This is a genomic window from Paenibacillus elgii NBRC 100335, assembly GCF_004000865.1.
Taxonomy (GTDB): Bacteria; Bacillota; Bacilli; order Paenibacillales; family NBRC-103111; genus Paenibacillus_G; species Paenibacillus_G elgii.
The window spans coordinates 1-25,109 of record NZ_BIMB01000075.1; the positions used below are offsets into that span (position 1 = coordinate 1).

Annotated in this window: 25 protein-coding genes and 1 riboswitch; of the genes, 17 read left to right on the top strand and 8 right to left on the bottom strand. The window is 54.1% G+C overall.

From position 1 onward, the window contains the following. From PEL01S_RS31855 to PEL01S_RS31875, 5 genes are all read left to right on the top strand, one after another. The coding region (locus PEL01S_RS31855) for an RsmF rRNA methyltransferase first C-terminal domain-containing protein (protein WP_174807042.1) at positions 1-394 on the top strand (394 nt) is incomplete at its 5' end. A gap of 1 nt (position 395) precedes the next feature. Continuing rightward, positions 396-1,139, top strand: a complete 744-nt coding sequence (locus tag PEL01S_RS31860; RefSeq protein ID WP_127463073.1) for a pseudouridine synthase — start codon at positions 396-398, stop codon at positions 1,137-1,139. A gap of 49 nt (positions 1,140-1,188) precedes the next feature. Continuing rightward, on the top strand, positions 1,189-2,004 hold the full coding sequence (locus tag PEL01S_RS31865) for a Cof-type HAD-IIB family hydrolase (protein ID WP_127463074.1): 816 nt from the start codon (positions 1,189-1,191) through the stop codon (positions 2,002-2,004). An 81-nt stretch (positions 2,005-2,085) separates the two neighbouring features. After that, complete coding sequence (locus tag PEL01S_RS31870; protein ID WP_127463075.1) at positions 2,086-3,126, top strand: hypothetical protein; 1,041 nt, start codon at positions 2,086-2,088, stop codon at positions 3,124-3,126. Between the two features lie 58 nt (positions 3,127-3,184). Then, a riboswitch (FMN riboswitch) is annotated at positions 3,185-3,335 on the top strand. Between the two features lie 142 nt (positions 3,336-3,477). Further along, positions 3,478-4,431: a DMT family transporter gene (locus tag PEL01S_RS31875; RefSeq protein WP_127463076.1), complete on the top strand. Its 954-nt coding sequence runs from the start codon at positions 3,478-3,480 to the stop codon at positions 4,429-4,431. Between the two features lie 130 nt (positions 4,432-4,561). On the opposite strand, the gene PEL01S_RS31880 is transcribed toward PEL01S_RS31875, so the two are convergent. Continuing rightward, on the bottom strand, positions 4,562-5,203 hold the full coding sequence (locus PEL01S_RS31880) for a TetR/AcrR family transcriptional regulator (protein ID WP_239551420.1): 642 nt from the start codon (positions 5,201-5,203) through the stop codon (positions 4,562-4,564). Positions 5,204-5,360: 157 nt separating this feature from the next. Between PEL01S_RS31880 and PEL01S_RS31885 the strand changes: the two genes are divergently transcribed. Both PEL01S_RS31885 and PEL01S_RS31890 read left to right on the top strand, forming a co-directional pair. Next, complete coding sequence (locus PEL01S_RS31885; protein WP_063179621.1) at positions 5,361-6,161, top strand: SDR family oxidoreductase; 801 nt, start codon at positions 5,361-5,363, stop codon at positions 6,159-6,161. 288 nt (positions 6,162-6,449) lie between these two features. Continuing rightward, positions 6,450-8,483 (top strand): methyl-accepting chemotaxis protein, encoded by a 2,034-nt coding sequence (locus PEL01S_RS31890; RefSeq protein WP_127463077.1) that lies wholly within the window; start codon positions 6,450-6,452, stop codon positions 8,481-8,483. 63 nt (positions 8,484-8,546) lie between these two features. Here the strand turns inward: PEL01S_RS31890 and PEL01S_RS31895 are convergent, their stop codons facing one another. After that, complete coding sequence (locus PEL01S_RS31895; protein WP_127463087.1) at positions 8,547-9,935, bottom strand: RsmB/NOP family class I SAM-dependent RNA methyltransferase; 1,389 nt, start codon at positions 9,933-9,935, stop codon at positions 8,547-8,549. 124 nt (positions 9,936-10,059) lie between these two features. On the opposite strand from PEL01S_RS31895, the gene queD reads away from it, so the two are divergent. The 3 genes from queD to queC are packed head-to-tail and all read left to right on the top strand — an operon-like array spanning position 10,060 to position 11,914. Then, positions 10,060-10,536 (top strand): 6-carboxytetrahydropterin synthase QueD, encoded by a 477-nt coding sequence (queD, locus tag PEL01S_RS31900; protein WP_127463078.1) that lies wholly within the window; start codon positions 10,060-10,062, stop codon positions 10,534-10,536. Continuing rightward, entirely contained in the window at positions 10,533-11,207 is a 675-nt protein-coding gene (locus PEL01S_RS31905) for a 7-carboxy-7-deazaguanine synthase QueE (RefSeq protein WP_127463079.1), read from the top strand. Before queD ends, PEL01S_RS31905 begins: the two co-directional genes overlap by 4 nt. Before the next feature lie 23 nt (positions 11,208-11,230). Continuing rightward, the gene (gene queC / locus PEL01S_RS31910) at positions 11,231-11,914 is read left to right on the top strand and encodes a 7-cyano-7-deazaguanine synthase QueC (RefSeq protein WP_127463080.1); all 684 of its coding nucleotides are present in this window, start codon (positions 11,231-11,233) and stop codon (positions 11,912-11,914) included. Between the two features lie 67 nt (positions 11,915-11,981). Here queC and PEL01S_RS31915 read toward each other — a convergent pair whose 3' ends face one another. From PEL01S_RS31915 to PEL01S_RS31925, 3 genes are all read right to left on the bottom strand, one after another. Beyond that, positions 11,982-13,556, bottom strand: coding sequence for a M4 family metallopeptidase (locus PEL01S_RS31915; protein ID WP_127463081.1), 1,575 nt, complete (start codon positions 13,554-13,556; stop codon positions 11,982-11,984). Between the two features lie 680 nt (positions 13,557-14,236). Next, positions 14,237-14,995 carry a type I methionyl aminopeptidase gene (map, locus tag PEL01S_RS31920; RefSeq protein WP_063179610.1) on the bottom strand — a complete coding sequence of 253 codons (759 nt, stop codon included), beginning with the start codon at positions 14,993-14,995 and terminating at the stop codon, positions 14,237-14,239. 4 nt (positions 14,996-14,999) lie between these two features. Next, the gene (locus PEL01S_RS31925; RefSeq protein WP_127463082.1) at positions 15,000-15,596 is read right to left on the bottom strand and encodes a TetR/AcrR family transcriptional regulator; all 597 of its coding nucleotides are present in this window, start codon (positions 15,594-15,596) and stop codon (positions 15,000-15,002) included. A 295-nt stretch (positions 15,597-15,891) separates the two neighbouring features. On the opposite strand from PEL01S_RS31925, the gene PEL01S_RS35475 reads away from it, so the two are divergent. Next, a complete protein-coding gene (locus PEL01S_RS35475) occupies positions 15,892-15,978 on the top strand; it encodes a putative holin-like toxin (protein ID WP_108531390.1) in 87 nt (28 codons plus the stop codon). A 256-nt stretch (positions 15,979-16,234) separates the two neighbouring features. Beyond that, the gene (locus PEL01S_RS31935; protein ID WP_029191755.1) at positions 16,235-16,471 is read left to right on the top strand and encodes an RNA chaperone Hfq; all 237 of its coding nucleotides are present in this window, start codon (positions 16,235-16,237) and stop codon (positions 16,469-16,471) included. A gap of 129 nt (positions 16,472-16,600) precedes the next feature. On the opposite strand, the gene PEL01S_RS31940 is transcribed toward PEL01S_RS31935, so the two are convergent. After that, positions 16,601-17,911, bottom strand: a complete 1,311-nt coding sequence (locus tag PEL01S_RS31940; protein ID WP_127463083.1) for an amidohydrolase family protein — start codon at positions 17,909-17,911, stop codon at positions 16,601-16,603. 157 nt (positions 17,912-18,068) lie between these two features. Here PEL01S_RS31940 and PEL01S_RS31945 point away from each other — a divergent pair, with 157 nt between their 5' ends. Beyond that, a complete protein-coding gene (locus PEL01S_RS31945) occupies positions 18,069-18,497 on the top strand; it encodes a MarR family winged helix-turn-helix transcriptional regulator (RefSeq protein WP_127463084.1) in 429 nt (142 codons plus the stop codon). A 278-nt stretch (positions 18,498-18,775) separates the two neighbouring features. On the opposite strand, the gene PEL01S_RS31950 is transcribed toward PEL01S_RS31945, so the two are convergent. Continuing rightward, positions 18,776-19,237, bottom strand: a complete 462-nt coding sequence (locus tag PEL01S_RS31950; RefSeq protein WP_307722015.1) for a helix-turn-helix domain-containing protein — start codon at positions 19,235-19,237, stop codon at positions 18,776-18,778. Between the two features lie 188 nt (positions 19,238-19,425). Here PEL01S_RS31950 and PEL01S_RS31955 point away from each other — a divergent pair, with 188 nt between their 5' ends. Further along, the gene (locus PEL01S_RS31955; RefSeq protein WP_010498610.1) at positions 19,426-19,632 is read left to right on the top strand and encodes a helix-turn-helix domain-containing protein; all 207 of its coding nucleotides are present in this window, start codon (positions 19,426-19,428) and stop codon (positions 19,630-19,632) included. 66 nt (positions 19,633-19,698) lie between these two features. Here the strand turns inward: PEL01S_RS31955 and PEL01S_RS31960 are convergent, their stop codons facing one another. Continuing rightward, the gene (locus tag PEL01S_RS31960; protein ID WP_127463085.1) at positions 19,699-20,841 is read right to left on the bottom strand and encodes a GGDEF domain-containing protein; all 1,143 of its coding nucleotides are present in this window, start codon (positions 20,839-20,841) and stop codon (positions 19,699-19,701) included. A gap of 164 nt (positions 20,842-21,005) precedes the next feature. Between PEL01S_RS31960 and PEL01S_RS31965 the strand changes: the two genes are divergently transcribed. From PEL01S_RS31965 to PEL01S_RS31975, 3 genes are all read left to right on the top strand, one after another. Then, positions 21,006-22,142, top strand: coding sequence for a glycosyltransferase family 4 protein (locus tag PEL01S_RS31965; protein ID WP_127463088.1), 1,137 nt, complete (start codon positions 21,006-21,008; stop codon positions 22,140-22,142). A gap of 22 nt (positions 22,143-22,164) precedes the next feature. Then, positions 22,165-23,451 carry a metallophosphoesterase family protein gene (locus tag PEL01S_RS31970; RefSeq protein ID WP_127463086.1) on the top strand — a complete coding sequence of 429 codons (1,287 nt, stop codon included), beginning with the start codon at positions 22,165-22,167 and terminating at the stop codon, positions 23,449-23,451. After that, positions 23,448-25,109: AAA family ATPase (locus tag PEL01S_RS31975; RefSeq protein ID WP_164824353.1), on the top strand; the 1,662-nt coding region annotated here is incomplete at its 3' end. The genes PEL01S_RS31970 and PEL01S_RS31975, both read left to right, overlap by 4 nt.

A 25,109-nucleotide genomic window follows, 5' to 3' on the forward strand; every position in this document is an offset into this window, starting at 1 on the left:
GTACGGCGCGGCCGAGCTCGAATGCCGCGGCGAGCACGTGTACGCCGCGCCGGCGGGGCTGCCGCCGCTGGACGGCATCCGGGTCATCCGCCCCGGATGGTACCTCGGCAGCGTAGCCAAGCAGCGCTTCACGCCTTCGCACGCGCTAGCGATGGGATTACGCGCGGAAGAGGCGCTGCGCATGGTGACGTTCACGGCCGACGATCCGCGGGCCGTGCGGTATTTGAAGGGCGAGACGCTGGAGCTTGCCCCAGGCGAGCTTCGCACCACAGCGGACGGCGTTCCCGCCAAAGGATATGCCCTCGTATGCATCGACGGGTACCCCGTCGGCTGGGCGAAAGTACAGGACGGGATGCTGAAGAACGAATATCCCGCCGGTTGGAGGTGGACCTAAGATGAAAGCAACGCTACGTCTGGACAAGCTGCTGGCTCATACGGGCTTCGGCACCCGCAGCGAAATCAAACAGCTCGTGAAGCGCGGCGTCGTCAGCGTCGACGGCAAAACGGCAAAGGACAGCGGAATGCAGGTGAATCCCGAGCGGGATCGCATTACGGTCGACGGCGAGCCGGTGGTTTACCGCGAGTTCGTCTACCTGATGCTGCATAAGCCGCAAGGCGTCGTGTCCGCGACCGAAGATACGAGGGATCGGACCGTGCTCGACTTGCTGGACGAGCAGTACTCGCATTTTGACGTATTCCCGGTTGGACGACTTGACAAAGACACGGAAGGACTGCTGCTGCTGACGAACGACGGCAAGCTGGCGCACAATCTGCTGTCGCCGCGAAAGCATGTTCCGAAAACGTATTATGCCGAAGTGAACGGCGCCGTGGACAAAAGCGACATCGAAGCGTTCGCGCGCGGCGTCACACTCGATGACGGCTATGTGACGATGCCGGCCGAATTGATCGTGCTGCATTGCGGCCGCCCCGAAGCGGGCGAGCATTCCCGCATCGAATTGACCATACATGAAGGTAAGTTTCATCAGGTGAAACGGATGTTTCAAGCGGTCGGTAAGCAGGTGACCTATTTGAAACGGCTGTCCATGGGGCCGCTGAAGCTCGACGAGGCGTTGCCGCTCGGGAAGGCGCGGGAATTGACGGAGGAAGAGCGGCAAAGCCTGCTGGCCCATGGGGAATAGCTTTTTACCTGACAATAGAGAGAAGAAGTACAAGGGAGCGGAGAAAGAAATGAACTATCGCATCATTGCGCTTGACGTGGACGGTACGCTTTTGAACGATGACTATGAAGTAACGGACAAAACGGTGGAAACGCTGCGCACGGCGCACGAAGCAGGGGCCCGGATCGTACTGTGCACCGGCCGGGGTCCGGCCAATGCGATCCCGGTGCTGGAGCGTCTGGGCCTGACCGGCGTGCTGATCACGCATAACGGAGGGGCGACCGTTGAGACGCCGGGACCGAAGCTGCTGCATCAATTCGGCTTCGAGGTGCAGACCATCGCCGAGCTCATCCGCTATTGCCGCGAGCAGCGGGTTCATTTTGATGTGAATACCGCGCTGGATATGTTCGTCGAGAAAGTCGGCGAGCGGGAAGCGGCGATGTACGAAAAATTTATGGTTTCTCCCGAGCGGGTGGAGGACGTGCTGAGCATGACCGTTCCGCTCGTGAAGCTTACGATGTTTGGGTCGGAGGAAGAGATGGACGCGGTCGAACGGGACTTGGCGCGAGTATCGCTGCCTCCGAGCGTTCATGCGCTAAGAAGCGGGGTGCACTTTGTCGACGTGATGTCGAAGGAAGTGTCCAAGGGTCGTGCGCTGCAGGCGCTCGCCGCCCAATGGGATATTGCTCCCGAACAAATCGTGGCCATGGGCAACTATTACAACGACATCGATATGATCCGTTTTGCCGGGCTCGGGATAGCGATGGACAATTCGCCTGACGCGGTCAAAGAGGCTGCCGATGCCGTCACACTGTCCAATAACGACGACGGCGTGCACGAAGCGCTGCGCCGTTACGTGCTCCCTTCGGGGGAGCTTCGCGCATAGTTTTCCGTCAGGGAAGGACATGCTATGAGGGTAGAAAACTCCGCACTGCCCGAGTGCATAACCTGATTGGAGGGGACCCGAATGACGCATGTCAGCTTAAGACCGGATTTGAGGACGGCGGGCGGCGAAGTCAGCGACATCATGTTCAAAAATCGGTTTGTGGGCACGCTATCTCTCGTCTTCCGTGAATCCGACCGAATCGCAGGCGCGCTCCAATTGGAGAAGGAAGTGCTTGACGACGCGGAGAAAAACGAAGTGTTCGATGCGGTCCACCGGTATGTGGACTCCCTGCTGGACGCGCTGCAGGCAAAAGGGTGCGAGGTGATGGTCACCTATAGCAGCTTTGACCATGTAATCGCTTCGGAACGGGAAGCGGAAGCCTATGCCGGGGTCGTCTCGACAGAAGAAGATTTCGATTATGACACAGATTGGGTCGATAACGATACGCGTCTTGAAGACGAGCCCCCTGGGGAGCAGAACGACTTCACCATGGCGGATTTCGAGCTGGTGCTAGTCGGAGAAGACGAGGATGGACTGGAATACCATCTCTATGATCGAGACGAAGATTTTGTCGCCGAAATATTTCTCCAAGTCGAGGACCGCGAAGTGACCGGCACGGTCTATTGGATGATCGAACCTGACGAAGCCGAGCTGGATATCGCTGCTGATCTGCTTGTGCTTGATTTCGACGAGGACGAAGTGGACAGCTTCGAAATCGCGATGAGCTTCGACAAAGAGATTTTCGAAGTGATCCAGCTAACCCACGAGGATTTGCTGGCGGAGGAGGAAGACTCCGAGGTATTGTGGAGCGGGGACGACGAAGACAAGCCGTATACGATTATGCTCATCCGTGATGACAGGGGAGTGCTGACCTACGAAATTTACCAGCAGGCCCGGGGCGGTCTTCCGATCGGCACGGCCACGGTAGATATCAGTGAGCGCCAGCTGACCGGCTTTATCGACTTCCGCGAGCCTGGCAGCACCGACGACCGGGAGCTGATCGCTACCTTGCTGATGGAGGAGCTTGATAAGGAGAAAGATTACTCCGCGCTCAACTTGTCCATGATGCACAACAACCGGCTGATCGAAGAAGTGCTGTTCGAAACGGAGAACGTCCATTAATTGCAAAAAAGGCTTGCTGAAAGCGAAAAGCATATGATAAAATGCTTTCTAATTGAATTAGGACCTTCGGGGCAGGGTGAAAATCCCGACCGGCGGTGAAGGCTCGCACAGAGCTCAAGCCCGCGACTCGTCGATTTCCGCAGCGGAACGACGACTGACTTGGTGCAATTCCAAGGCCGACGGTATAGTCCGGATGGGAGAAGGTCACAAAGTAGGCATGCCGGTTTGAATCGTTTTGTAAAAAAACGGCTCATGGTGAGCTTATTTGCATATGCCCCGTTATCTTAACTGATAGCGGGGCTGACTTCTTTTCGAAGGGTCCTGTTCAAACACCTTGGGAGGTTGTTGAATATGGACAGAGTTACTGCTGTCGGATTAAACGGCCGTGTTGCTACGGCCAATGCAAGCGTGCGGAGCGGATTATGGCTGGTTGTGCTCGGTTCGGCGCTATGGGGCGTCGATCCTTTATTCCGTATCCTGCTGCTTAAATCGTTTACTTCTACACAAATTGTCTTAATCGAGCACGTACTGCTGCTCGTCTACGCCGTGCCGGTCGTCTGGCTGCACAGGCAGGAGCTGCGAGGCTTGAAGCTGCGCCATCTTGCGGCTCTGCTGTTCATCTCGTGGGGAGGGTCGGCCCTGGCGACGATCCTGTTTACTTCGGCCTTCGCCCATGGCAATCCGAATGCCGTGCTGCTGCTGCAAAAGCTGCAGCCGCTGTTTGCGATCATCCTGGCCCGGATCGTGCTCAAAGAAAGCTTGCCGCGGCGCTTTGCGCTGCTCTTGATTCTCGCGCTTCTCGGTACCTATCTGCTGACGTTCGGCTGGAAGGCGCCGATCGGACATTGGGGCGATATCGCGACCTGGAGCGGATTGCTCTCCATCGGGGCGGCTGCACTGTGGGGCGGCTCGACGGTGATGGGCAGGCTGATGCTTGGGCAAATGAAGTTCGAGACGGTAACGGCTCTCCGTTTCCTGCTGGCGCTGCCGCTGCTTCTGGCTTTGTCGGCGGGCCAGGGAATGGCGCTCGTTCAGCCTGCGGAGTCGATTGCCTGGGGCGCGGTGATCATTAATTTGGTTATGGGCGCTTTCATCCCGGGACTGCTCAGTCTATTACTCTACTACCGGGGATTGACCGATACGAAAGCTTCTTATGCAACGCTGGCCGAGCTGTCTTTTCCGGCGGTCGGCTTGCTGATCAACTGGCTGGTATTCCAGCAAGCCGTTACGCCGGACCAACTGGTCGGCTTCGTCATTATATGGGCCGCATTGTTCGGTCTTTCGCGTCAAAGCCAAAGTGAATGAAAAATAGACTGTCCTTGCGGGACAGTCCAAGCCTGTTGAGACCCTCAACAGGCTATTTCTTTTGTTGGGTATTCGGATTTTGTGGTGGAAAACGTCTTTAGAATTTCCAGTCATTTAAACGATTACATACTTATGATATGGTTTGCAAAATTTGAACGATCTCTTTTTCCATAACGGAATCCTCAGTTGTATTAAGATACTCTGGTTTAAACAACTGATACTTTTTCAGCTTGTAAAAATCGAGGAGAGCTTGTCTTAACGTAAGGTCATACTGTATTGAAAACGTAGGTTCCATAATACGTCGCAAAACAGCATCATCCTGAACCATGAATAATGCAGCATTTATTCGATTAAAAAAACCTTGATCCATACCGGACTCAAAGAAAGCTTGCAAGTTTTTATTGCGGTTTATTTGAGCCGATTGAAGATGTTCTAACAAGTTTGGATAAACTTCTTTAAGATCTTCTAAAAAAAGATCAGATACATAGATAACGCATTTCAAAGATTGTTCATATGTTTTCTGAAATCGTTCGGCAAACGAGACCGCCTCATTTTGGACAATCGCATCTGCTTCAAGGAGATAAGCAATATAATGATCAACAACCACCTGAATGATTTCATCTTTGGTTGAAAAATGCTTATATAGTGTCGCCTTGCTGATATCCATATGTTTGAGAATGTCGTCTATTCTCATTTGGCTAAACTTGGTTTTCCTAATAACGGGTTTGATTCTCTCGATATACTTATCCAAGCCCACTGCTTTTTTTACCAACAGGAGTCACCTCTTCTATTCTTAATAACATTATAGCTTATTAAATAATAAAAATAAACAAAATGAAATAAGTAAACTAAATAGTGCTGTTTGGTTTACTTATTTCATTTTCTGTTGTATACTCTACCACAGGTTAAAGTAAGAGGAGGAGAAGAAAATGAAGACAATGTTAATTACAGGTGCTTCTTCGGGTATTGGAAGAGCAACAGTCAAGCATTTTTCGGAACGAGGATGGGGCGTGGTCGCAACTATGCGTTCTCCGGAGAAGGAAACTGAATTAAATCGATTAGATAATGTCTTGGTGACACAACTTGATGTCGAACAAAAGGAAACGATTCAAGATGCCATCGTAAAAGGAATTGAACGTTTCGGAAAAATCGACGTTCTGCTGAATAATGCGGGCTATGCTGCATTTGGAGTGTTTGAAGCTGCGACAGAAGCTCAAGTAAGAAGACAATTTGATGTGAATTTGTTTGGTGTCATGAATACGATCAAAGCAATTATGCCCCACTTCAGAACAAACAAAGAAGGCATGATAATAAATATATCATCAATTGGGGGACGGGTATCTTTTCCGCTTTTAACCCTCTACAACGCAAGCAAATGGGCAATTGAAGGCTTTTCTGAATCTCTCTACTATGAATTAGCAACGCAAAATATTAAGGTTAAAGTTATCGAGCCAGGAAATATTGCCACAGACTTTACTGGCCGATCCTTGGAATTGATAACGGACGATTCCATAGATATGTATAGAACATTTCATCAAACGGTTCTTCAAAAACAATTGGAAAGTTTTGAGACAGCCTCAACGCCGGAAATGGTAGCCGAGGTGATTTACGAAGCCGCTACGGATCAAATAGACCGCTTTCGATATCTTGCCGGAGAAGACGCAAGGTTTCTTATGAACATGAGAAAGGAATCATCTGACGAAGAGTTCATGAATTTTATATCCAATTGATTTCGATAAGAGAGATTACCGTTCCAAACAATTGAATCAAAGCCGTCCTTTATCCATTGGACGGCTTTTTGTCATAATCTCGGTCTCTGCACATGCTTTAGAAGATTTCCCCTCCATCTATCATTCCACCACGTAATCCGAAGAGCCCTTTTGTTTTCGTTATTAATTCACCTCGCAATGCACCGGTTGTAAAAAAATACTATTAAAAAATGCCTTGTCATCTGTCGAAAATATAATGGGACATCGTTCCAGCATTTAATAAATTTCATCTAAGGGCGGGCAGAAAAAATGAACAGGTTGCAGATTCGGAGCAAATGGAAAGAAATTACGAAGGACAAAGTATTTTTTACGATTAAAAACAAACTCATCTTCACTTTTATGGTCATACTGCTTGTTCCTACGGTACTGCTCTCGTATGTCTCGTACCAAACGGCAAGGCAAAACGTGGACAGCCAAATGGTCAGCTCGTCAAGGGAAGCCGTCGAGCTGATCGATGCCTTATTGAACGATTTTTTCGCGTCCAAAATGCAGCAGGTGGACGCCTTGTCGCGCATCGTCGACTTAAGCGCCGTAAAAGCGGCGGACAATTCCAATATCGGGGTGCAGGATTCGGTGCGTCGCCAGCTTCTGATGTACCGGGAAATCGAAAAGGATGCCGATATGGTATTCGTCGGTACCAAGAACGGCTTGTATATGGATTCCGCCGACGTAACCAAAATGGCTGCCGATTACGATCCTCGCGAGCGCGCCTGGTTTAAGCAGGCGGAAGCAAACAAGGGCAAGATCGTCATCACCTCTCCCTATATCTCCTCGGCCACGGGGAATCTGGTGTTCACCGTTGCGAAAGAAACGGCCGACGGCCGGGGCGTCGCTGCCATGTCGATCTCGACCAAGAAGCTTGCCGAAATCACCCGTACGGTAAGCATCGGCAAGGAAGGGTTTGTCTTCATTTCGGATCAGGACCGGAAATACGTGTATCATCCTACCAGCGAAATCGGAAGTCCAATGCCCGAGGGCGAGATGACGAGCAATTTATACAAAACCGATACAGGATATTTCCAGTACAAGATGGACGGCGTCTTGAAGAAAATGATGTTTTCCACCAATGCGTCTTCGGGCTGGAAAATCGGCGGCACCATGTATGAATCGGAAATTGCCGATGCGGCTTCTCCGATTTTGAAATCTACGCTCATCGTGCTGGTTTTGTCCACATTGATTGGCTCTTTGATGGTGGCTGCGATTATTTTCTCGATTCTGAAGCCGCTGCGGAAAATTAACGAAGCTTCGCTGTTGATCAGCGAAGGCGATTTGACGAAACAAATCGAGATCGCCCGTGCCGACGAACTGGGGGTATTAAGCTCGAACTTTAATAAAATGGCTTCGTCGCTGCGAGCCTTGATCTACAAAGTCAACGACAATGCGATGCAGCTTGCCGCGTCCGCCGAGCAGCTGTCGGCCAGCTCCGAGCAAATTACGGAAGCGGGCAAGCAGGTCGCTCAGGCGGTTCAAGAAATCGCTAACGGCTCGGCGCAGCAAGTGGTGCAAATCGGCGAAACGAACCGGGAGATGAACGATATGGCATCCCAGCTGCAGGCCGTCTCCCATAACACCGACGCCGTCTCCGATTCGGCGCAGCATACGCAAGAGACGGCCCAAGAAGGCACGGAAGCGATCCGGACCGTTACCGATCAAATGAATGCCATCGGGCAAAAAGTGAAGACGCTGTCCGACGATGTGACGGGGCTCGGGGACCGTTCCAAGCAAATTGTATCCTTTACAACCGTGATTACGGAAATTGCTTCCCAGACCAACCTGCTGGCGCTCAATGCGTCCATCGAAGCCGCGAGGGCCGGAGAGCAGGGGAAAGGCTTTGCGGTTGTCGCCACCGAAATCAAGAAATTGGCGGAGCAGTCCAGCGCTTCGGCCAAGCAGATTTCGCAATTGATTGCCGCTATTCAAAAGGATACGGACATGACCGCGGCCAGTATGGAAACGGCGACGCACGAAGTGGAGCAGGGAATGCTTAAGGCGGACTTGGCAGGCAGGTCGTTTGAACAAATCCTGAGCTCCCTGGACAGCGTAGCCGTTCAAATCGCCCAAGTCTCGCAAGCGACGCAGGGAATGGCCGCAAATTCCGAAAATGTCTTGAACGCCGTCGATGCCGTATCGCATATTTCCGAAGATACCGCGGCGTGCATTGAGCAAGTGGCGGCGAGCACGGAAGAGCAGCTTGCTTCTATGGAAGAAATCGCATCTTCCTCCGCGCTGCTGAGCAAAATGGCGGAAGAGCTTCAAGAAACCGTCGCGAAATTTAAAGTTTAGGCTTCTCATATACGAAAAGCAGCATGCGGTCACAATCGATCGCATGCTGCTTTTTTTGCCAAATTACCGGCGCAAACCTTTCGGATAATGGTTTTTGACCTGCGTTCCGGATTGTTTGCCCCAGCCGAGCGGGAAGCCGTCAACGGTGACTAGCGTCCACCCGCTGCGGGCTTCGGGGACGTCTAGAGTCTCTCCCCGGAGGTAGCGTTCCGCTTCGCCGCTTCCCTCGGCCAGCTCGACCGCAAGCCGTGCTTGGGCGGCGTCCGTCAGCGCAAGCGCCAAAGCATGCGCCGGTTCAGCGCGGTCCTTCTTCACCTCGGCGAGGTGAAGGCCGGGGCGCAGCGTCTTGAGCCCCTGAAGCATCACGCTGCCGAACGGGATGCCAGCTGGCGCAGGCAGCAGGTAAAGCTGCTCGCCGAACAAGACCGGCTCGCCCGGCGGAAGCGCGAATCCAGCCGCTAGCGACTCCTCGGCGAACCGCTGGAACAGCCGCATGGCTGCCTCCTCAGGCCGTCCGGCGCCGCGCTTCGCTTTGCCGGCTTGCCGTGTACGTGGGGCTGCCGAGCCCGTCATCGCCGCATGCGGCTCGTCCGGCGTCCCTTCCAGCCGCAGCACGGCGACAAAATGCCCCTCGCCTCGGTGCAGGTGCGGCCAAATGCGCTCCGTCCGTTCGAGCCGCAGCTGCGGATATTGGCGGAGCAGCTCGTGAACCGTACGCTCGTTCTCCTGCTCGTTGAACGTGCAGGTGGAATAGGCGAGCCGCCCGCCCGGCTTCAGCATCGCAACCGCGGATTGCAGAATGTCGAGCTGCCGCGCCGCGCACATCTCCACGTGAGCCGGCGACCATTCGGCGATTGCCTCCGGGTCTTTGCGGAACATGCCTTCCCCCGAGCAGGGAGCGTCGACCATCATTTTATCGAAAAAGCGGGGGAACCGCTCGGCAAGCTGCTGCGGCGTAGCACTGACGACGACGGCGTTCGTGACGCCCATCCGCTCGATATTTTCGGATAAGCTCTTGGCGCGGACCGGGTGAATTTCATTGCTGATCAGCAGTCCTTGGCCTGCCAGCTTCCCGGCGATGTGCGTCGATTTTCCACCCGGTGCGGCGGCGAGGTCAAGCACAATGTCCCCCGGCTGCGGGTCAAGCAGCTCAACGGCGGACATGGCGGACGGCTCTTGGATATAGTACAGCCCTGCCGCGTGGTAAGGATGCTTTCCGGGCTTCGTTTCTTCCCGGTAATAGAAGCCTGTCTCGCACCAGGGGACGGGCTCCAGCTCGAACGTGCCGCGCAGGCGCTCCAGAACGGGACCGCCGCTCCCCGGATCGATTTTGGCGGGATTCATTCGCAAGCCTTGCGTGCGGGGCTGTTCATAGCTTCGCAGGAACGCTTCGGCGCTCTCGGGAAGTTGCATTTGCATTTGTCGGATATAAGCTTCGGGCAAACGGATCATAGAGGACATGTCGAACTCCTTTTATGGCTGTCGGTATCCCTACATTATACAAGCTTCGCCATATTGTGAGAAGCTAAGACGGCATGCTATAATTGTTTGGTCCTTTTGGGAGAGGTGAACGAGAATGACATACGAGATTCCGAAAAAAGTACAAACGTTAGGCGAAGACATTCAGCGGAGCGAGCTTAAATATCACGATAGGGAAGTGCTCGTCTCCAAGGAATTTACGTTCGATAGCGCCCATCATTTGCATTGCTACGAGGGCAAATGCAAAAGCCTGCACGGGCATACGTATAAACTTCAGGTCGTTATGCGCGGCAAGGTCGACGACCGGGGCATTACGATCGATTTTACGGATATCAAGCGAATCGCAAAAGAACGGATCATCGACCGTCTGGATCACCGTTACTTGAACGAAGTGCTGCCGCCGATGAATACGACCGCGGAAAATATGGTCGTCTGGATGTACGAGCAGCTTCGCGACGCGCTGCGGAGCGAAGGGCTGTTCCCGGCGGTACGGCTGGAGGAAGTCCGCCTGTGGGAGACGCCAACCAGCTATGCGGCCGTTACGGCGCGCTTGATGGGAGATGATCCGGCATGATCCGGCTGCCGATGGTGGAAATATTCGAGACGGTCGAGGGGGAGGGCACGCGCGCCGGCTTTCCGACCGTGTTCGTAAGGCTGTTCGGCTGCAATCTGCGCTGTACGTGGTGCGATACGAAGTACAGCTATCCGCCGGCCGAGGCCGAATTTACGATGACAATCGACGACATTGTCGCGGAGGCTGGACGTTACCGTTCGCGGCACGTCTGTCTGACCGGGGGCGAGCCGCTGTTGTACGGCGATAAATCCGCGGCGCTCATCGAGGCGCTGGTTGCAACCGGCCGCTACGATGATCTGCATATCGAGACGAATGGCGCCATCGATCTGACGCCCTTTCTGGAGCGGATCGAATCGCCCATAGTTCGCTACATTATGGACTACAAGCTGCCCGATTCCGGTGAAGAGGAACGGATGGTTACAGCGAATCTGGCGAAGCTGCGCCCACAGGACGAGCTGAAGTTCGTGATCGGGAGCGAGCGGGATTTTCATGCGGCCAAAGCGCTGCTCGAAGCGTACCCGACCCAGGCGCTGCCGCTGTTCAGCCCGGTATGGGAAACGATGCCTCCGGCCAAGCTGGTCGGCCTGATGCTGGAGCACGGCTTGTCTGGGGTGAAGCTGAACATGCAGATGCATAAAATCATTTGGGACCCTGCGGCTCGCGGGGTATAACCATACGAATGAAGGTGTGAACGATGAAAAAAGCAGTCGTTATTTTGAGCGGGGGGCTGGATAGCACGACCTGCATGGGGATGGCCCAGGACGCCGGGTACGACGTTTACCCGATCACGTTCGATTACGGACAGCGCCAAAGGCGCGAGATCGAGAACGCGCGGCAGGTGGCCGAATATTATAAAACGGCGAGCCGCCATAAAGTGATTGCGCTCGGCTTTTTGAAAGAGTTCGGAGGCAGCGCCTTGACCGACGAATCGATTGAAGTTCCGCCGGCCGGCGAAAGCGGTGCGGTCGATTCGGATATTCCCGTGACTTACGTGCCGGGCCGCAATCTGCTGTTCCTCTCGATCGCGACTTCCTATGCGGAGACGATCGGAGCGGAAGCGATCTATATCGGTGTCAACGCGCTTGATTACAGCGGATACCCGGACTGCCGCCCGGAATTTATCCGGAAGGTGGAGGAAGTGATGGCGCTGGCGACCCGTGTCGGTGTGGAAGGCGGTCCGATTCGCATCGAAACGCCGCTGATTCATTGGACGAAAGCCGAGATTATTCGCGAAGGAATGCGGCTTGACGTGCCGTATCACTTGACCACCTCATGCTACAACGGGCAGGAGGAAGCGTGCGGCGTTTGCGACAGCTGCCGGCTGCGCTTGAAAGGCTTCGACGAAGCGGGTACGGCCGATCCGATAGCTTATCAATAAAAAAGTTTAAAGGGCTGCCCCTCATTCATTTGCGAATGGGAGCAGCCCTTTGCCTTACGTTCTTAAATTAGTTCACGCCGACGGCAGTGTACGCTTTTTTAACGGCGTCCACTTGGGAGGAATTCGCTCCGAACGAGTCGGTTGCCGCTTGGATGGCAGCGGCGCGGATGGCCGAGAAGTTCGAAGTCGGAGTCAGGTAATGAGTGAGGGCGTCGTAGAAAATTTGTTCAGCCGCACTGCGTCCGATCCCGTTCACGGTTACGCCATAGTGCGTGCCGCCTTGGGCGATCAGGTGGAAGGCTTTGTTGTTGATACCGCTGTTCGTATGCACGCCACCGTTATCGGAACCACCGGTGTAACGGTCTTGATAGCGGTCAGGCTGTCTGTAGAGCTTCGGATTCTCCATAGAACGGAGAGCGCCCGCATTGAGGGTGATCAAGTCGCCGATCAGCCAGTTTTTTCCTTCGATCGCATTCCCGAAAATATCGGAGATCGATTCGTTCAGCGCCCCGGACTCGCCGTAGTATTCCAGACCAGCCGTACTTTCCGTAACACCGTGAGTCAATTCGTGGCCGATAACGTCCGGATCGGCAGGGAACGATCTGAAGGTTACGCCGTCTCCGTCTCCGTAAACCATCTGCACGCCATTCCAGAAAGCATTGTTATATCTGGTGGAGTAGTGCACGGTCGATTTGAGCTGGAGGCCGTTGCCGTCAATGCTGTTGCGGCCAAATTTGTTTTTATAGTAATCGTACACTTTGCCTGTGTAGGCATGCGCGTCGACCGCCGAGCCGTCGTTCCAAATATTGTTTGTACTGGTGAGCAGCGATCCGGGCAGAGATGTCCGGTTTCCTGCGCTGTAAGTAACGATACCTTGTCCGCGAGTCGTATCCTTCAATTGATAGCTGGAGCCGGATTGCGTGGTTGTGAACGTTTTCGTGTCTCCAAGCACGCCTTTCCCGGTGCCCGTAGCGTGAGCGAGGATGTCGTACTTGAACAAAATGCTGCCGTCGTCGGCGCTGATGAAGTAGCGCGTGCGGACCGCCTCCGGTTCAAGAACGTTAACCTCCGTCACATAGGCGAGGACCGGCTGTCCGTTGTGCAAGTAAACGTACAGATCCGCTTTTGGCGCCTTTTGCGGTTCACCCAGCTTGCCGACCGCGGCTTCGGTATCTTTCTGGGCAACGGCGATAGCCTGCGCTTCGCTGATTTGCGAGGTTAAGCTTTTCGAAACTTGCTGCTGTTGATCGGGAAGCAGGCTGCCGATCAGCGAGGTGACTTGTCCTTCTTTGTTGACGTGAATTGTCTGTACGCCGCCGTATACGGGAACGCCTCCCACAAGCTGCTGCAGACGGTAATGCGTAGTTCCCGTTTTTTCATCGGTAGTTTGTCCGATAATTTTCAACTGCTTTTTCAGATCGACGGATTTGCCGATCTGGAAGCTTTCCTGCTTGGATTCGAGATACTTCCAGATTTTCTCCTCTCCCGATACGCCTTGCGGCGCGCTCCAGCTTTCCCCGGTAATCAGCTTAGGGGCAAAGTTCCCCAGCGGAGCGGCTTGATCTTGTGGAGCAGCATGCACGGCTTGCACGCTTCCGAGCAAAAATGCTCCTGTAATAACCGATGCCCATACTTTTAACATAAACGTCATCTCTCCTTTTTAATTGTTTTCCAATCGGTTTAGAATGAATTAAAAACTGATTAAACCGATGGCGGGATGCAAAGTAAATTTAAAGCAGGTCTCGTCGAAGGTGATTACTACAGAAGCGAACATCTGGAGGCAAGGCAGGATCAATCGAGTGGAAGCATGAGGCTTGTACAACTGAAATAGGGGCGTCGGGTGACGATACAAGGTTTTCGCTAGAAAGCATCACCTCTTTCATCAAGTGGTTAATTCTTTTGAGATAAGACCGTAGGGGGTAATCGTAGTTCGTCGAAACATAAGGTAAAATATTCCAACGTGGACTACTTGAATATTATATTAAACCAATTTTTAAATTTTTCAATACCCTTTTAAGTAAAAATTTTCCTTCTAAACCATAAAAGGTTCTTATGTCCTAGCTTACGGGGCGAATGGTCCCCTTCGATTTGTCGAAATTCGATGAACTGTAAGGCGAATAAGGACTCCGGGGGTCTGCGGTCCCGGGATTATAAAAAGAATGTATTCGGTCAAGGGGCGACAGGCGGGGAAAACGTGCGGCAAATTGGCTGAAATTCACGAACTTGCGGAAATACAAATCGGCCCTTCGTCCGGCAGGAGAGCTCGGACAAAGGGCTGAGACCGGTTGTGATGGAGCAGGAAGAATTATGGCCGATGCGGCGTCAGGGAGCCACAGCTTGGTCGGTAAGCACCAGCGGACCGTCTTCGGTGATGGCGATCGTGTGCTCGTATTGGGCCGACAGCCGTCCGTCTGCCGTTCGGGCCGTCCATCCGTCCGCTTCGATATACATATGGTGTGTGCCGGCATTGAGCATCGGTTCGATCGTAAACACCATGCCTTCCTTCAAGCGTACGCCTCTGCCAGGCAGTCCGACATGAGCGTAGTTGGGTTCTTCGTGCATATCCCGGCCGATGCCGTGGGCGAGCAGATCGCGCACGACGGAGTAGCCGTTCCGCTCCGCGTGGGATTGGACCGCGTGCGCGATATCCCCGAGGCGGTTGCCGGCGAAGGCCTGAGCGATGCCGAGATCCAGACATTGCTTGGTCACTTCCATCAGCCGCCGGGCTTCGTCGGAAACGGAGCCTACGGCGTAACACCAGGCGGAATCGCCAAGCCAGCCGTCGAGTTCCGCGACGATATCGATGGTGACGATGTCGCCTTCCCGAAGAGGCGTACGGCTTGGAAAGCCGTGGGCGATCACATCGTTGACGGAAGCGCAGGTGGCGTACTTATACCCATTGTAGCCTTTGGTATGCGGTTTGCCGCCGTGCTTGGTAATCATCGTATCTACGAGATCTTCGATTTCAAACGTCGTAATGCCGGGCTGCATAAGCTTGGCGATTTCCCGGTGACAAGCGGCGACCAGTTGGCCGGCTTGCTTCATAAGCTCAATTTCCTGCTTGGATTTCAAAGTAATCATGTGCTCAACATCCCTTCGTTTCGATACTGCGGACCAAGGAATCGGCTATATCTCCGGTATCCGGCTCCTCATGGCCGTGGTGAATCCATAATCCGGCGCAGCCGATCATGGAGCCGAGCAGAAGATTCGCACGTTTCTCGGGCTCCTGCGCCCCAAGCTGTCGAATAGCCGACACGAGAGGGTGGTACAGCTCGATTTGGAACTGATCGTACAGCTTTTGAAAGCGGCCGCCCGGGACCTGCTGAAAGTTTTCCCAGATCATCTTGTACAAAATATAGACGGACCGGTCGTGAAACCATTGCCGCAGCAGAACTGTGCCGTACCGGCGGAGCTGCTGCCCGGGAGGCTGGGGAGCGCCGAACGCTTCCTCGGTCGTTTGCCTGGCATCGTGGAACGCCTGCCACAGCAGATCGTCGAGCAGAGCGTGCTTGTTTTTGTAATAATGGTACACGGTGCCATAGCCCAGATTCGCTCTGGCTGCAACGTCGCGCATTTCCATCGTAATGCCCTGTTCCAAATATACTTCGGCCGCGGCTTGCATAATTTGCTTCACCCGGAGAAGCCGGATTTCTTCGTTTTGCTCTTTCGTTCGGGGAGACAAGCGATCACCTCTTTTTTTGACCTACTGTAATGTCAATCATAAACGATCACACCGCCGGTTGCAATATTTCCCGGTTAGAATCCGCGAAAAGCCTGTCGGTGGGGGGGACTGATGCTCGGGATAACGTAAGTCGGTCGTCCTGCAAGTCCATACTGTTCGGTCCCAAAAGCCGTTTGGTTTTCCGGTTGGACAAGCTTACTTTGGGTTCGATGGAATAATATGTTACAATGGAAAAACCACGATAGAATGGCTTTTAGGGCGGTCGGCTAGCCTCCTGGAACGGAGGTGATGGCCTATGGAGGTATACCAAGCACTTACCTTGATGTTCGGGTTCGGGATGTTCATCTTGGCTTTGCTAACGTACCTTAACAAAAAGAAATAGACCGCCCTCGGTCAAAGCAGCGGTCCTTTCTAGATCCTCATACAATTTGTCTAAGCCACCGCCCTGAGAAGCGGCTATTGTGCGGGAGTGCGGATGTTCGCGGCATCCGCATTCCTTTTTCAGTATACGCATGTTGGCGGAACGTGATACTTTCTATTTATAGTTTACATGGCCTTGTCTGTCCTTGCAATAGAGTAATAGATTCGGTTGTGATACTATAGAACGGAATCCTAAAAAAGAGAGAGGGATGTCTTACATGACGAAAAGCAGTGATAACGTACAGACCCAGGATAGTGTGCAGAACCGGTTTTTGGATCGGCTCATTGCGGAAAGGATACCTGTCACCTTAATTACGAAGAACGGTGTTCAAATGCAAGGCACCTTGAAATCGACGGACCGGTACACGATCCTGATCGAAGTCAAAGGAAGAGATACGCTGATAAATAAAGTCGCGGTATCTACGATCGTATCAAGCAAGCGCCTGCCTATTTAATCCACGTCGTGTGACAACCGAAGGACCGCCCGTGTTACGGCAGCGGTCCTTTCCTCTTTGTGACTTGAATTAATTCTTTGCTTGAGGCATTTCTTTGCCGCGGGTACTGGGTATCCGAGTAAAACATGATTAACTTTGTTTTTGCACACCTTTGAACCATACGGCTTGAATGGATAGGGTATCCGAGATATTGGTTGTCGGATCGCCATTGACCAGTACCAGGTCAGCGCGCGCACCTTCGGCAATACGGCCACGATCATGAAGACCGAACCGACGGGCCGGTTTCGAGGTAGCCGACTGAAGCGCTTCTATCGGAGTCAAGCCGGCCGTAACCAGCAATTGCAATTCATGATGTACGCTGGCTCCATGAGCAAGGCCGCCAAGATTCGGAACGGGAACGGGAGCGACATCCGTCCCGACCAGAATATCCACTCCGGCATGGTGAAGATCCATCACATTTTTAAAGCTATTTTCCATTTTGCCTTGCGGGAAAGTATTGAAGGTAGAGTTCAAAATATCGATCCATTCCGGACTTAATTTGGAATAAACACGCGGGTCATTCGCCAATTCCGATGCTGGGTTCCCAAGAATGGATGAGTTCAACACCAAGCACGGTGTAACAAACGCGCCAGAATCGACGATGGATTGCACTAACTCCGACGTGTAATCGGGCCTGTCGATAAACAGGTGGCCCAATCCGTCCACCCCAAGATCGATGGCGGTTTGCGAAGAATGAGCGGTCAAGACGTGGGCGATAACGACTTTATCGAACTTATGGGCTTCTTCCACGGCTGCTTTTAGAATCTCGTCGCTTAAAACAGGCAGGCCAGGGGCACCCATGACTGTTCCTTCTTCAATCATGATTTTTATATAGTCGGCACCATTCTCCACCTGGGTATGCACATGTTTGATCGCTTCTTCCACCGTCGTTACTTGCGGCACTTCTTCGTGATCGTGGGCGTAAGCGGCTAGCATAGCTTCCCGGTCTTCCTTCGACAACTTCTCCAATTCCTTTAATACGAATTCCGGAATCTCATCCCCATCTGGCAGCAATTCATCCGGATGACCACCCGGAGCGGTGATTGCCGTGCCTGCAGAACGGACATCGGCGATGTCATCCACATTTTTCAATTGGATCATGCGACCTCTTTCCGTAAAATCACCGTTCATTTCGAGTTCTGTCGTCACGCCGAAATGTAAAGCATCTCGTAATCCACCGATGGAAGTGTGGACATGCGCATCAATCAAGCCGGGCAATAATGTTCCATTCTCAGCATCGATGACAGTTGCATTCGCCGGAATGTCGCCGCCCACCGCAATAATGGTTCCCCCTTTGATGACAATACTCCTTGACTCGATCACTTTTTCTCCATCGAAAATACGCGCATTCGTAATTGCAGTCACTTCTTCTAACGGAGAGTATTGAGTTACATTCTTCATTTCTTATTCCTCCTTAGCGTGGTGTTGTATCACTTAGGAGTATAAAAGTTAGAATTCTAACTGTCAATAAGCTAAGTTTTTCTTGACGTGTATGCTAGTCTTCTGTATAGTCTATTTACTGACAGTTAGCCTTCTAATAATTTGAGGAGGTACGATCATGAAGCCCCGTAAGGATACGCCTTATCTGGATTTGTTTCAGATTATCGGCCTTAAGTTAAAGAAAAGAGCGGACGAGAGCATAAAAGAGTTGGGTTTAAACGCTCAGCAAGGAAAAATAATCGACTATATCTACGAAAACCAAGATAAAAATATTATTCAAAAGGACCTTGCCGATCGGTTTCATGTGCGAGGAGCCAGTATTACAAGCATGCTTCAGGGCCTTGAGAAAAGAGGATTTATCGAGCGTAAGATCCCTGCCAATAATGAACGGCAAAAAAATATATATGTTTTGCCCAAAGCCGTTGAATTGATTGAAGCCTTTAATGACTCCTTCCAAAGCGTAGAGGACGAAATCGTTCAAGCTCTTACCGCAGAGGAGAGGCGAACTTTAAAGGAAGTGCTGATCAAAATTAATGAACGCTTATAATTGTGGTTGGAATTTACCCCGACGGTCGTTTGGGATAAGCGGAGATAAAAGCTCAATAGTGACACGACTATTGATTAAGCTAACGAATACGATAGCTTAACAAGACAACCGCCGTGGATAGTTGAATGATTGAAACGGGAGCTGCGACTGCGACTCCCGTTTTTGTCGCGATTTGAAGCATCTCCTTGCCGTTGCAGCAAAGTTATGCTTCAAGTCTCACTCTTCGCATGAAAAAAGTCCGGTTCCCCGGGAGCTGCCGGGAGCCGGACTTTCCTGCTTTATTTCGACTCATACGAAAATTCCACCGCTTCCTGGGGGCTTTCCGCCGTCTGCTCGTCTTTGCTGAGAAGCTGCTTTTCTTTCCAGAACATGACGGTCAGCATCCGCTCGATCCATTCCTTATCCGTCTCGGTCAGCTCGATTCCGTCGAAGATCAGGTCGTTCTCACGCAGAAAACGGCGCAGGTTCACCCGCGGCTTCTTATAGCTTCCTTCCTCCTTGTCGGACTCCGTTTTCTCCAAATAGCCTGCGATTTGCATCAGCTCGGTATAAGGAATGTTCAATCCCTCGGACAGCTTCATCAGCACGTCGGGCGAGGGGACCCCGCGATTGCCGTTCTCCAGCTGGGAAATATAGGCCGCCGATACGCCGGAGCGGTCTGCCAGCTCGCGAATGGTGAAACCTTTCAATTTGCGCATATCTCGTAATTGATCGTAGAAATCCATCGCACACACCCACATTATTGAAATAATGGCAAAGCAATAAACAGGTTAAGTAAAAAACGGTGAATATCTATATATTAACAGTTAAAAATAGGAAGTACAAATAAAGTTAATTTAACAAAAGTAAACATATCTGGTTGCAAAAGTAAATTAAATTGATTATAATGGTAGTGTGTTGTTGTTCAGCAGGGGGGAGGACCGCAAACATGAAAATTAAAGCCAAAACGAACGCGATCGTACGAGCCCGGATCGTCAAAGGAATGACTCAGCGGGACCTGGCCCAGCTCTCGGGCTTGAGCTATGCATATATCAGCTTGCTGGAGCGTTCGGTCAAAGCTGTCGGCCCGGGCACAGCCAAGAAGCTAAGCGATCTTTTGGAGCAGCCTTTGGAGGAATTGTTCACCATAGAATAGACCTGCGATAAAAGCGGGAAGCCGGCTTCCCGCCTTTCTTCCGAGCGCGTACGGACCGGAGTCGGCCTAGAAGCCGACGACTTTGTTTTTGCCGGTCGTCTTGGCCTTGTACATCGCTTCATCCGCCTGCTTGATCAATTCCTCCGCGTTTACCCCTTTTTTGAGCATACTGTATCCCATGCTTACCGTCACGATCGTTTCCGTCTCCACACGGCTCCGGATACGCTCCGACAAGCCTGCGGCATCGACTTCCGGGTCCGTAACCAGCACGACCATTTCTTCCCCGCCGTAACGCCCGCAAATCCCGGAATCTTCTGTTTCTTCCTTCACGATCTGCGCTACCTGCTTAAGCACCTGATCTCCCATATGGTGGCCTTTCGTATCGTTGAGCTTCTTGAAGTTGTCGATGTCGCTGAAGATGACCGACACCGGCGCTCGTTGCTGCACGTATTGGGTGACGCGGTTGTAAAAATATTTCCGGTTGTACAGCTTCGTAAGTCCGTCGGTAATGGAGGAGTTGTAAATGGCCTGCATGATCTCGATGACCCGTTCGAAAATGAACAGGAACAGAACGATGTAAAAGACAAACGGAATCGTTTGCTCCAGAAATTTCAGGACAATCTGTTTGCTGTCAAATAAATAGACGTTGGCCATATGAATCGTGTGGGTCGTAAAATAAACGGTCAGCATCAGCTGATACTTCCCGTTCTGGCCGATGCGGGAGTTCACGAGCAGGAAGCTCATGAACAGCAGCAAAAACAAATATAGCTCCATACCGAGCGGTCGAAGCAATTTGGACTGATCCTCGCTGCCCTGCAGCCAGACCGGCGCGAACCAGTACGATACCGAGACGGCGGCGGTCAACAGGATAAAGAAGGCGAAGACGAAGATGTCCCGCTTGCGGGTTGGGTTATACAGTTGATAAATGCCGATATTGAGCATCACAAAGGCAAGCACCTTGATCAGCAGCGCGATGAATTCTTGCAAGGGGGTTACGTCGTGAGCCAAGGTCTTTTCGATGAGCTGGGCGTGTTCAACGAACAGGATAAACAGCGCAATGATCATGGAGAAATATCCAATTTTGCGGCGTGAGAGCAGCAGTCGGAACGAGACGAGAAACGTCATCACAATGATGACGATCAGCATCGAATGCGTAAAGATCGAACCGGTCGGTCCGAAGATCAAATCCCAAATCGTCTGATTGTTCATGAAACGCGCGGAAGCCTCACTTTGTAAACGGGTACATGGTACTGATTATACCAAACGTATATTCGTTTTGGGAAGTCTTGTCGTCGCATTCCGGAACTGTTAGGATGGTAGTGACGAAGCGCCCTTGCGTTTCGCGAACAACGGGAGAGGCCGAGGTGGGTAGGATGCGTATTCTTCAAGCGTTATTTTTTCCGCCGGAACAGCCTGGCGGGGTTTCTTCCATGATTCCTTTTATGCTGGATCGGTTTAACAAGCGGGGCTGGGAGATGGAGCTCTTTTCGCTGCCCAAACGGGTGCGCGGCAAAGGCACCGGGGAAATTCGTTTCTCTACGTTCGACTGGGAGCCGTATGCCGGCCATCCGGTAGTCGATAAATACATACAAACGATGAAGGACTATATCTGGTGGACGAAGATGCGGATCAAGTTGACATACGATTTGATTCACGCCCACCATCCGATCGCCGGACTGGTCATGAAGCAGCTGTTTCCGGACACTCCGCTGATCATGACGATTCACTCCAGCTATGAGCGCGAGCTTGTGCTGAACGGCAAAATTGCGATAGACGGCCCGGAGCATGCTTTCCTGGCCTCGCTCTACCGCGAGCTGGAGGAAAAGGCGGACCAGTTGATTACGGTGTCCAACTCGTTCAAGCATTACTTGTCCGAGTACGTGCAGGAGCCGGAGCGGATCGGGGTCATTCCGAACGGCTTCGACGAGAAGCGCTTCCGTCCGGTCCATCACGAGAATCAAGTGCCGCAGTTGATCTCGGTATGCCGGCTCGTGCCTGCCAAAGGGCTTGATACGCTGCTGCAAGCTTGCGCGGAGCTGAAGCGCCGGGGGCAGCCGTTCGTGCTGCATCTGATTGGAGACGGACCGATCCGTACGGAGCTGGAGGAGCTTGCTCAACAGCTCGGGATTTATGATGAAACGATTTTTTACGGCTATATGCTTCACCCGGAAGACTTTATGCCGTTCTTCGACGTGTTTGTCCTGCCTTCGCGGGCGGAAGCGTTCGGTTCGGTGTTTGCGGAGGCGGCGCTCTGCGGTTTGGCCGTTGTCGGCACGAACGTCGGCGGCATTGCCGAGCAGATCGAGCATGGCAGCAACGGCCTGCTGGTTCCGGTCAATGACGTTCAGGCGCTGGCCACGGCGCTGGAGAAGGTGATCGGCGATCCGATGTACCGTTATCAGCTGTCGCGTGTAGCGCTGGAAAAGGCGCTCAAGACGTACTCGATGACGCGCGTCGTTCAGCAGCTCAGAAACGTGTACCGGACGTACCGCAAGGCGCCGGCGGAGTAAGACAAGGACGGAGGATTCGAAAATGACGCGGGGGTTTCGGTTTATTCATGCCGCGGACCTGCATCTGGACAGTCCGTTTCGGGGATTGTCCGGTCTGCCGGACGGGCTGAGGGAACGGGTGAAGGCGTCGACGTTTACGGCGCTCGAACGGCTCGTTGACCTAGCGGTTCGCGAGCAGGTGGATTTCGTCGTCGTCAGCGGCGACATATACGATGCGAAAGACCGTTCGCTGCGCGCTCAGCTGCGGTTTCAGCAAGCTTTGGAAACGTTGGCGGGACACGGGGTGCCCGCCTTTGTCGTTCATGGAAATCACGATCCGCTGCACGATGGGTACAGCGCGAAGCTGCGCTTGCCGGATACGGTCAAAGTATTTGGAAGCGATGCGGTGGAAAGCGTCGTCGTCCGGGGGCGGGACGGGGAATCGGTTGCGCGAGTATCGGGCATATCGTTCGGCCGTTCCGCGGTAACGGATAATTTGACGCCGGGCTATGTCCGGCATAACGACGGCTTATATCACATCGGAATACTGCACACGAATGTGGACGGCGATGCGGGACACGACAACTATGCGCCTTGCAGCCTGCGGGATTTGACGCGCGGGCAGGTGAACTATTGGGCGCTGGGCCATATTCATTCGCGCCGGGTGCTGCATGAACGGCCCTGGGTCGTGTATCCCGGCAATCTGCAAGGCCGTCACGTCCGGGAAACCGGCCCTCGCGGCTGTTACGTGGTCGACGTGGCGTCGGGCGGTGAAACGCAGCTGCGGTTTCAACCGCTGGACGATGTGCGCTGGGAGGTCCGGGAGCTGTCCATTGCCGGGCTGGAGACGGAGCAGCAGCTAAAGGATGCGCTGGAGGAGGAGCTGGAGGCGGCTTGCGCGTCAGCGGACGGACGCGCGGTTCTGGCGCGCCTGTCGCTGACCGGACGCGGGCCGCTACATGCGGCGATGCGCCGCAGCGGATGGCTCTCAGGGCTGACGTCTGCGCTGAGAGAGAGCGGCAGGGAAGCCGTCTGGATCGAGAGCATCGAGGATCGGACCGGAGCGGCCGTTTCGCGCGAAGACTTGGCCGCAAAGCCGGGGTTTCTGGGCGATCTGCTGCGACTTGCGTCGGAGGCCGGTGAATCTTCGGAGCGGCTGTCGGTCTTTGCGGAGGAAGCGCTGGCGCCGCTCATGGGGCAGCCGCAGCTTGCCGCTTTGCTAAGCGAGCTTGGGCCCGAGGAGTGGGCCGCATGGCTGCAGGAAGCCGAGGAGCTGGCGATTGACTTGCTGGCGGACGGCAGCGGCGCGGAGACGGGGTGGAGCGAATGAGAATCGAACGGCTCGACATTCGCCGCTACGGTGTGCTAAACGATGTGGAGCTTCTGGCGGATTCCTCGGTCACCCTTTTCTATGGCCCGAACGAAGCGGGGAAAAGTACCGTTCTGGGCTTTATTCGGGATGTGCTGTTCGGCTTTCCCCGCGGCGGCTCGGCGGAGCGGCTGACTGCGCCGGGGGAGGGCGGCGGACAAGGCGGGGCGATTACGCTGGTAGACGAACAAGGCCGCCGTTACCGGGTCGAACGGTGGGAGCGCCCAAGCGGAGGGCGGGGGCGCGGGCCTGCGGCCGGCAGTGTACGCGTGACGTTTCCGGACGGAACGGCCGGGGGTGAGCGGGAGCTAGCTGCGCTCTTAGGCGGCATTACGCCGGAATTGTTCCGCAGCCTGTTCGCCTTTGGCCTGACCGAGCTGCAGGAGCTCGGGACGCTGCAATCGGGCGAGGTCGGCAGCTTCTTGTACAGCGCGGGACTCGGCGCGAGCGGCAGCGTGATTCGCGGAGCGGATAAGAAGCTCGCGCAGGAGCTGGAGCAGCTGTACCGCCCGCGCGGACGCACGCCGCTGATGAACCGGGCGCTACAGGAGCTGGCGGCGGCGGAAGCGGAGCTCGCGCAAAGCCGCGGCCGGACGGAGCGCTACAATGCGCTGGAGGCGGAGGCGAATCGTCTTGCTGCGGAGCAGGAGACGCTGGAGAGCGAGCTGGACAAGCTCCAGCGCGAAGCCGACTGGCTTGCTAGGTGCATCCGCGCCCAGCCGCACTGGCTGCGGAGGGAGGAGCTGCGCCGCGAGCTGGCGGAGCTGCCCGAGACATTGGATGCGTTCCCGGCTGACGCGCTGCCGCGGATGGAAGCGGTGCTTGCCGAGCGGGAGCGGCTCACGGTCGAGCTTGACCGGGTCGCCCTTGCGCTGTCCGATCTGAAGGAAGGCTTGAGGACGGCCGAGGCGGAAGCGGAGGCCGAGGGCGCGGTGCTGGAGCGCCGGGCGGCGCTCGAAGCATTGCTGGACCGGCTGCCGGCCTACGAAGAAGCGAAGCGGACGCTAGCGGAGGCGGAAGCGGAAGAAGAGCAGCTTGGGCTGGAGCTGGAGCGGATGCTTCGCCGTATTCATCCGGCATGGACGACGGACCATCTGGACCGTCTCCCTTCGACGGTCATGCTCCGGGAGGAGGCGTCCGCTTTCCGCGAGGAGTGGCGCGTCTGGCGGCAGAACGAATCGCTGCTGGAGGCGGAAGCCGAACGGGTGCGAAGCGAATCCGGGGCCGAGGAGCTTGGGCCGGCGGATGGTCGGAGCGGAGCAGAGGATCGCAGTCAGGGCATCGATGGAGCCCGTGCTGAAGAGAGCTTCACGCTCGATGACGATCACATGTCGGTGGAAGAAGGACTGGACCGTATTCGGACGGCAAGGCGCTTGTTTCACGAATGGAAGGAAGCGCTGCGCGAGGTCCGGTTCGAAGCGGAGCGCGAGCAGGACCGTGAGAAGCTGAGCCGTCTGGAAGCGCAGGCCGGGCCGGAGACAGCCCGCTCCGACTCCTCCGGCGTCCCGCTGTATGTTCTCTACGGCGCAACGCTGCTGCTCCCTGCCGCGCTGGCGGCGCTGCAGCAGACGGCTGCGGCTGTCGCAGCGCTCGCCGTGCTGCTTGCCGCCAGCGCGGCT

What these genes read in the sequence shown, in the direction of transcription:
- PEL01S_RS31860 (WP_127463073.1), top strand. Translation starts at nt 396, where the DNA reads ATGAAAGCAACGCTACGTCTGGACAAGCTGCTGGCTCATACGGGCTTC.
- PEL01S_RS31865 (WP_127463074.1), top strand. Translation starts at nt 1,189, where the DNA reads ATGAACTATCGCATCATTGCGCTTGACGTGGACGGTACGCTTTTGAAC.
- PEL01S_RS31870 (WP_127463075.1), top strand. Translation starts at nt 2,086, where the DNA reads ATGACGCATGTCAGCTTAAGACCGGATTTGAGGACGGCGGGCGGCGAA.
- PEL01S_RS31875 (WP_127463076.1), top strand. Translation starts at nt 3,478, where the DNA reads ATGGACAGAGTTACTGCTGTCGGATTAAACGGCCGTGTTGCTACGGCC.
- PEL01S_RS31885 (WP_063179621.1), top strand. Translation starts at nt 5,361, where the DNA reads ATGAAGACAATGTTAATTACAGGTGCTTCTTCGGGTATTGGAAGAGCA.
- PEL01S_RS31890 (WP_127463077.1), top strand. Translation starts at nt 6,450, where the DNA reads ATGAACAGGTTGCAGATTCGGAGCAAATGGAAAGAAATTACGAAGGAC.
- PEL01S_RS31895 (WP_127463087.1), bottom strand. Translation starts at nt 9,935, where the DNA reads ATGATCCGTTTGCCCGAAGCTTATATCCGACAAATGCAAATGCAACTT.
- queD (WP_127463078.1), top strand. Translation starts at nt 10,060, where the DNA reads ATGACATACGAGATTCCGAAAAAAGTACAAACGTTAGGCGAAGACATT.
- PEL01S_RS31905 (WP_127463079.1), top strand. Translation starts at nt 10,533, where the DNA reads ATGATCCGGCTGCCGATGGTGGAAATATTCGAGACGGTCGAGGGGGAG.
- queC (WP_127463080.1), top strand. Translation starts at nt 11,231, where the DNA reads ATGAAAAAAGCAGTCGTTATTTTGAGCGGGGGGCTGGATAGCACGACC.
- PEL01S_RS31915 (WP_127463081.1), bottom strand. Translation starts at nt 13,556, where the DNA reads ATGTTAAAAGTATGGGCATCGGTTATTACAGGAGCATTTTTGCTCGGA.
- map (WP_063179610.1), bottom strand. Translation starts at nt 14,995, where the DNA reads ATGATTACTTTGAAATCCAAGCAGGAAATTGAGCTTATGAAGCAAGCC.
- PEL01S_RS35475 (WP_108531390.1), top strand. Translation starts at nt 15,892, where the DNA reads ATGGAGGTATACCAAGCACTTACCTTGATGTTCGGGTTCGGGATGTTC.
- PEL01S_RS31935 (WP_029191755.1), top strand. Translation starts at nt 16,235, where the DNA reads ATGACGAAAAGCAGTGATAACGTACAGACCCAGGATAGTGTGCAGAAC.
- PEL01S_RS31940 (WP_127463083.1), bottom strand. Translation starts at nt 17,911, where the DNA reads ATGAAGAATGTAACTCAATACTCTCCGTTAGAAGAAGTGACTGCAATT.
- PEL01S_RS31945 (WP_127463084.1), top strand. Translation starts at nt 18,069, where the DNA reads ATGAAGCCCCGTAAGGATACGCCTTATCTGGATTTGTTTCAGATTATC.
- PEL01S_RS31950 (WP_307722015.1), bottom strand. Translation starts at nt 19,237, where the DNA reads ATGTGGGTGTGTGCGATGGATTTCTACGATCAATTACGAGATATGCGC.
- PEL01S_RS31955 (WP_010498610.1), top strand. Translation starts at nt 19,426, where the DNA reads ATGAAAATTAAAGCCAAAACGAACGCGATCGTACGAGCCCGGATCGTC.
- PEL01S_RS31960 (WP_127463085.1), bottom strand. Translation starts at nt 20,841, where the DNA reads ATGAACAATCAGACGATTTGGGATTTGATCTTCGGACCGACCGGTTCG.
- PEL01S_RS31965 (WP_127463088.1), top strand. Translation starts at nt 21,006, where the DNA reads ATGCGTATTCTTCAAGCGTTATTTTTTCCGCCGGAACAGCCTGGCGGG.
- PEL01S_RS31970 (WP_127463086.1), top strand. Translation starts at nt 22,165, where the DNA reads ATGACGCGGGGGTTTCGGTTTATTCATGCCGCGGACCTGCATCTGGAC.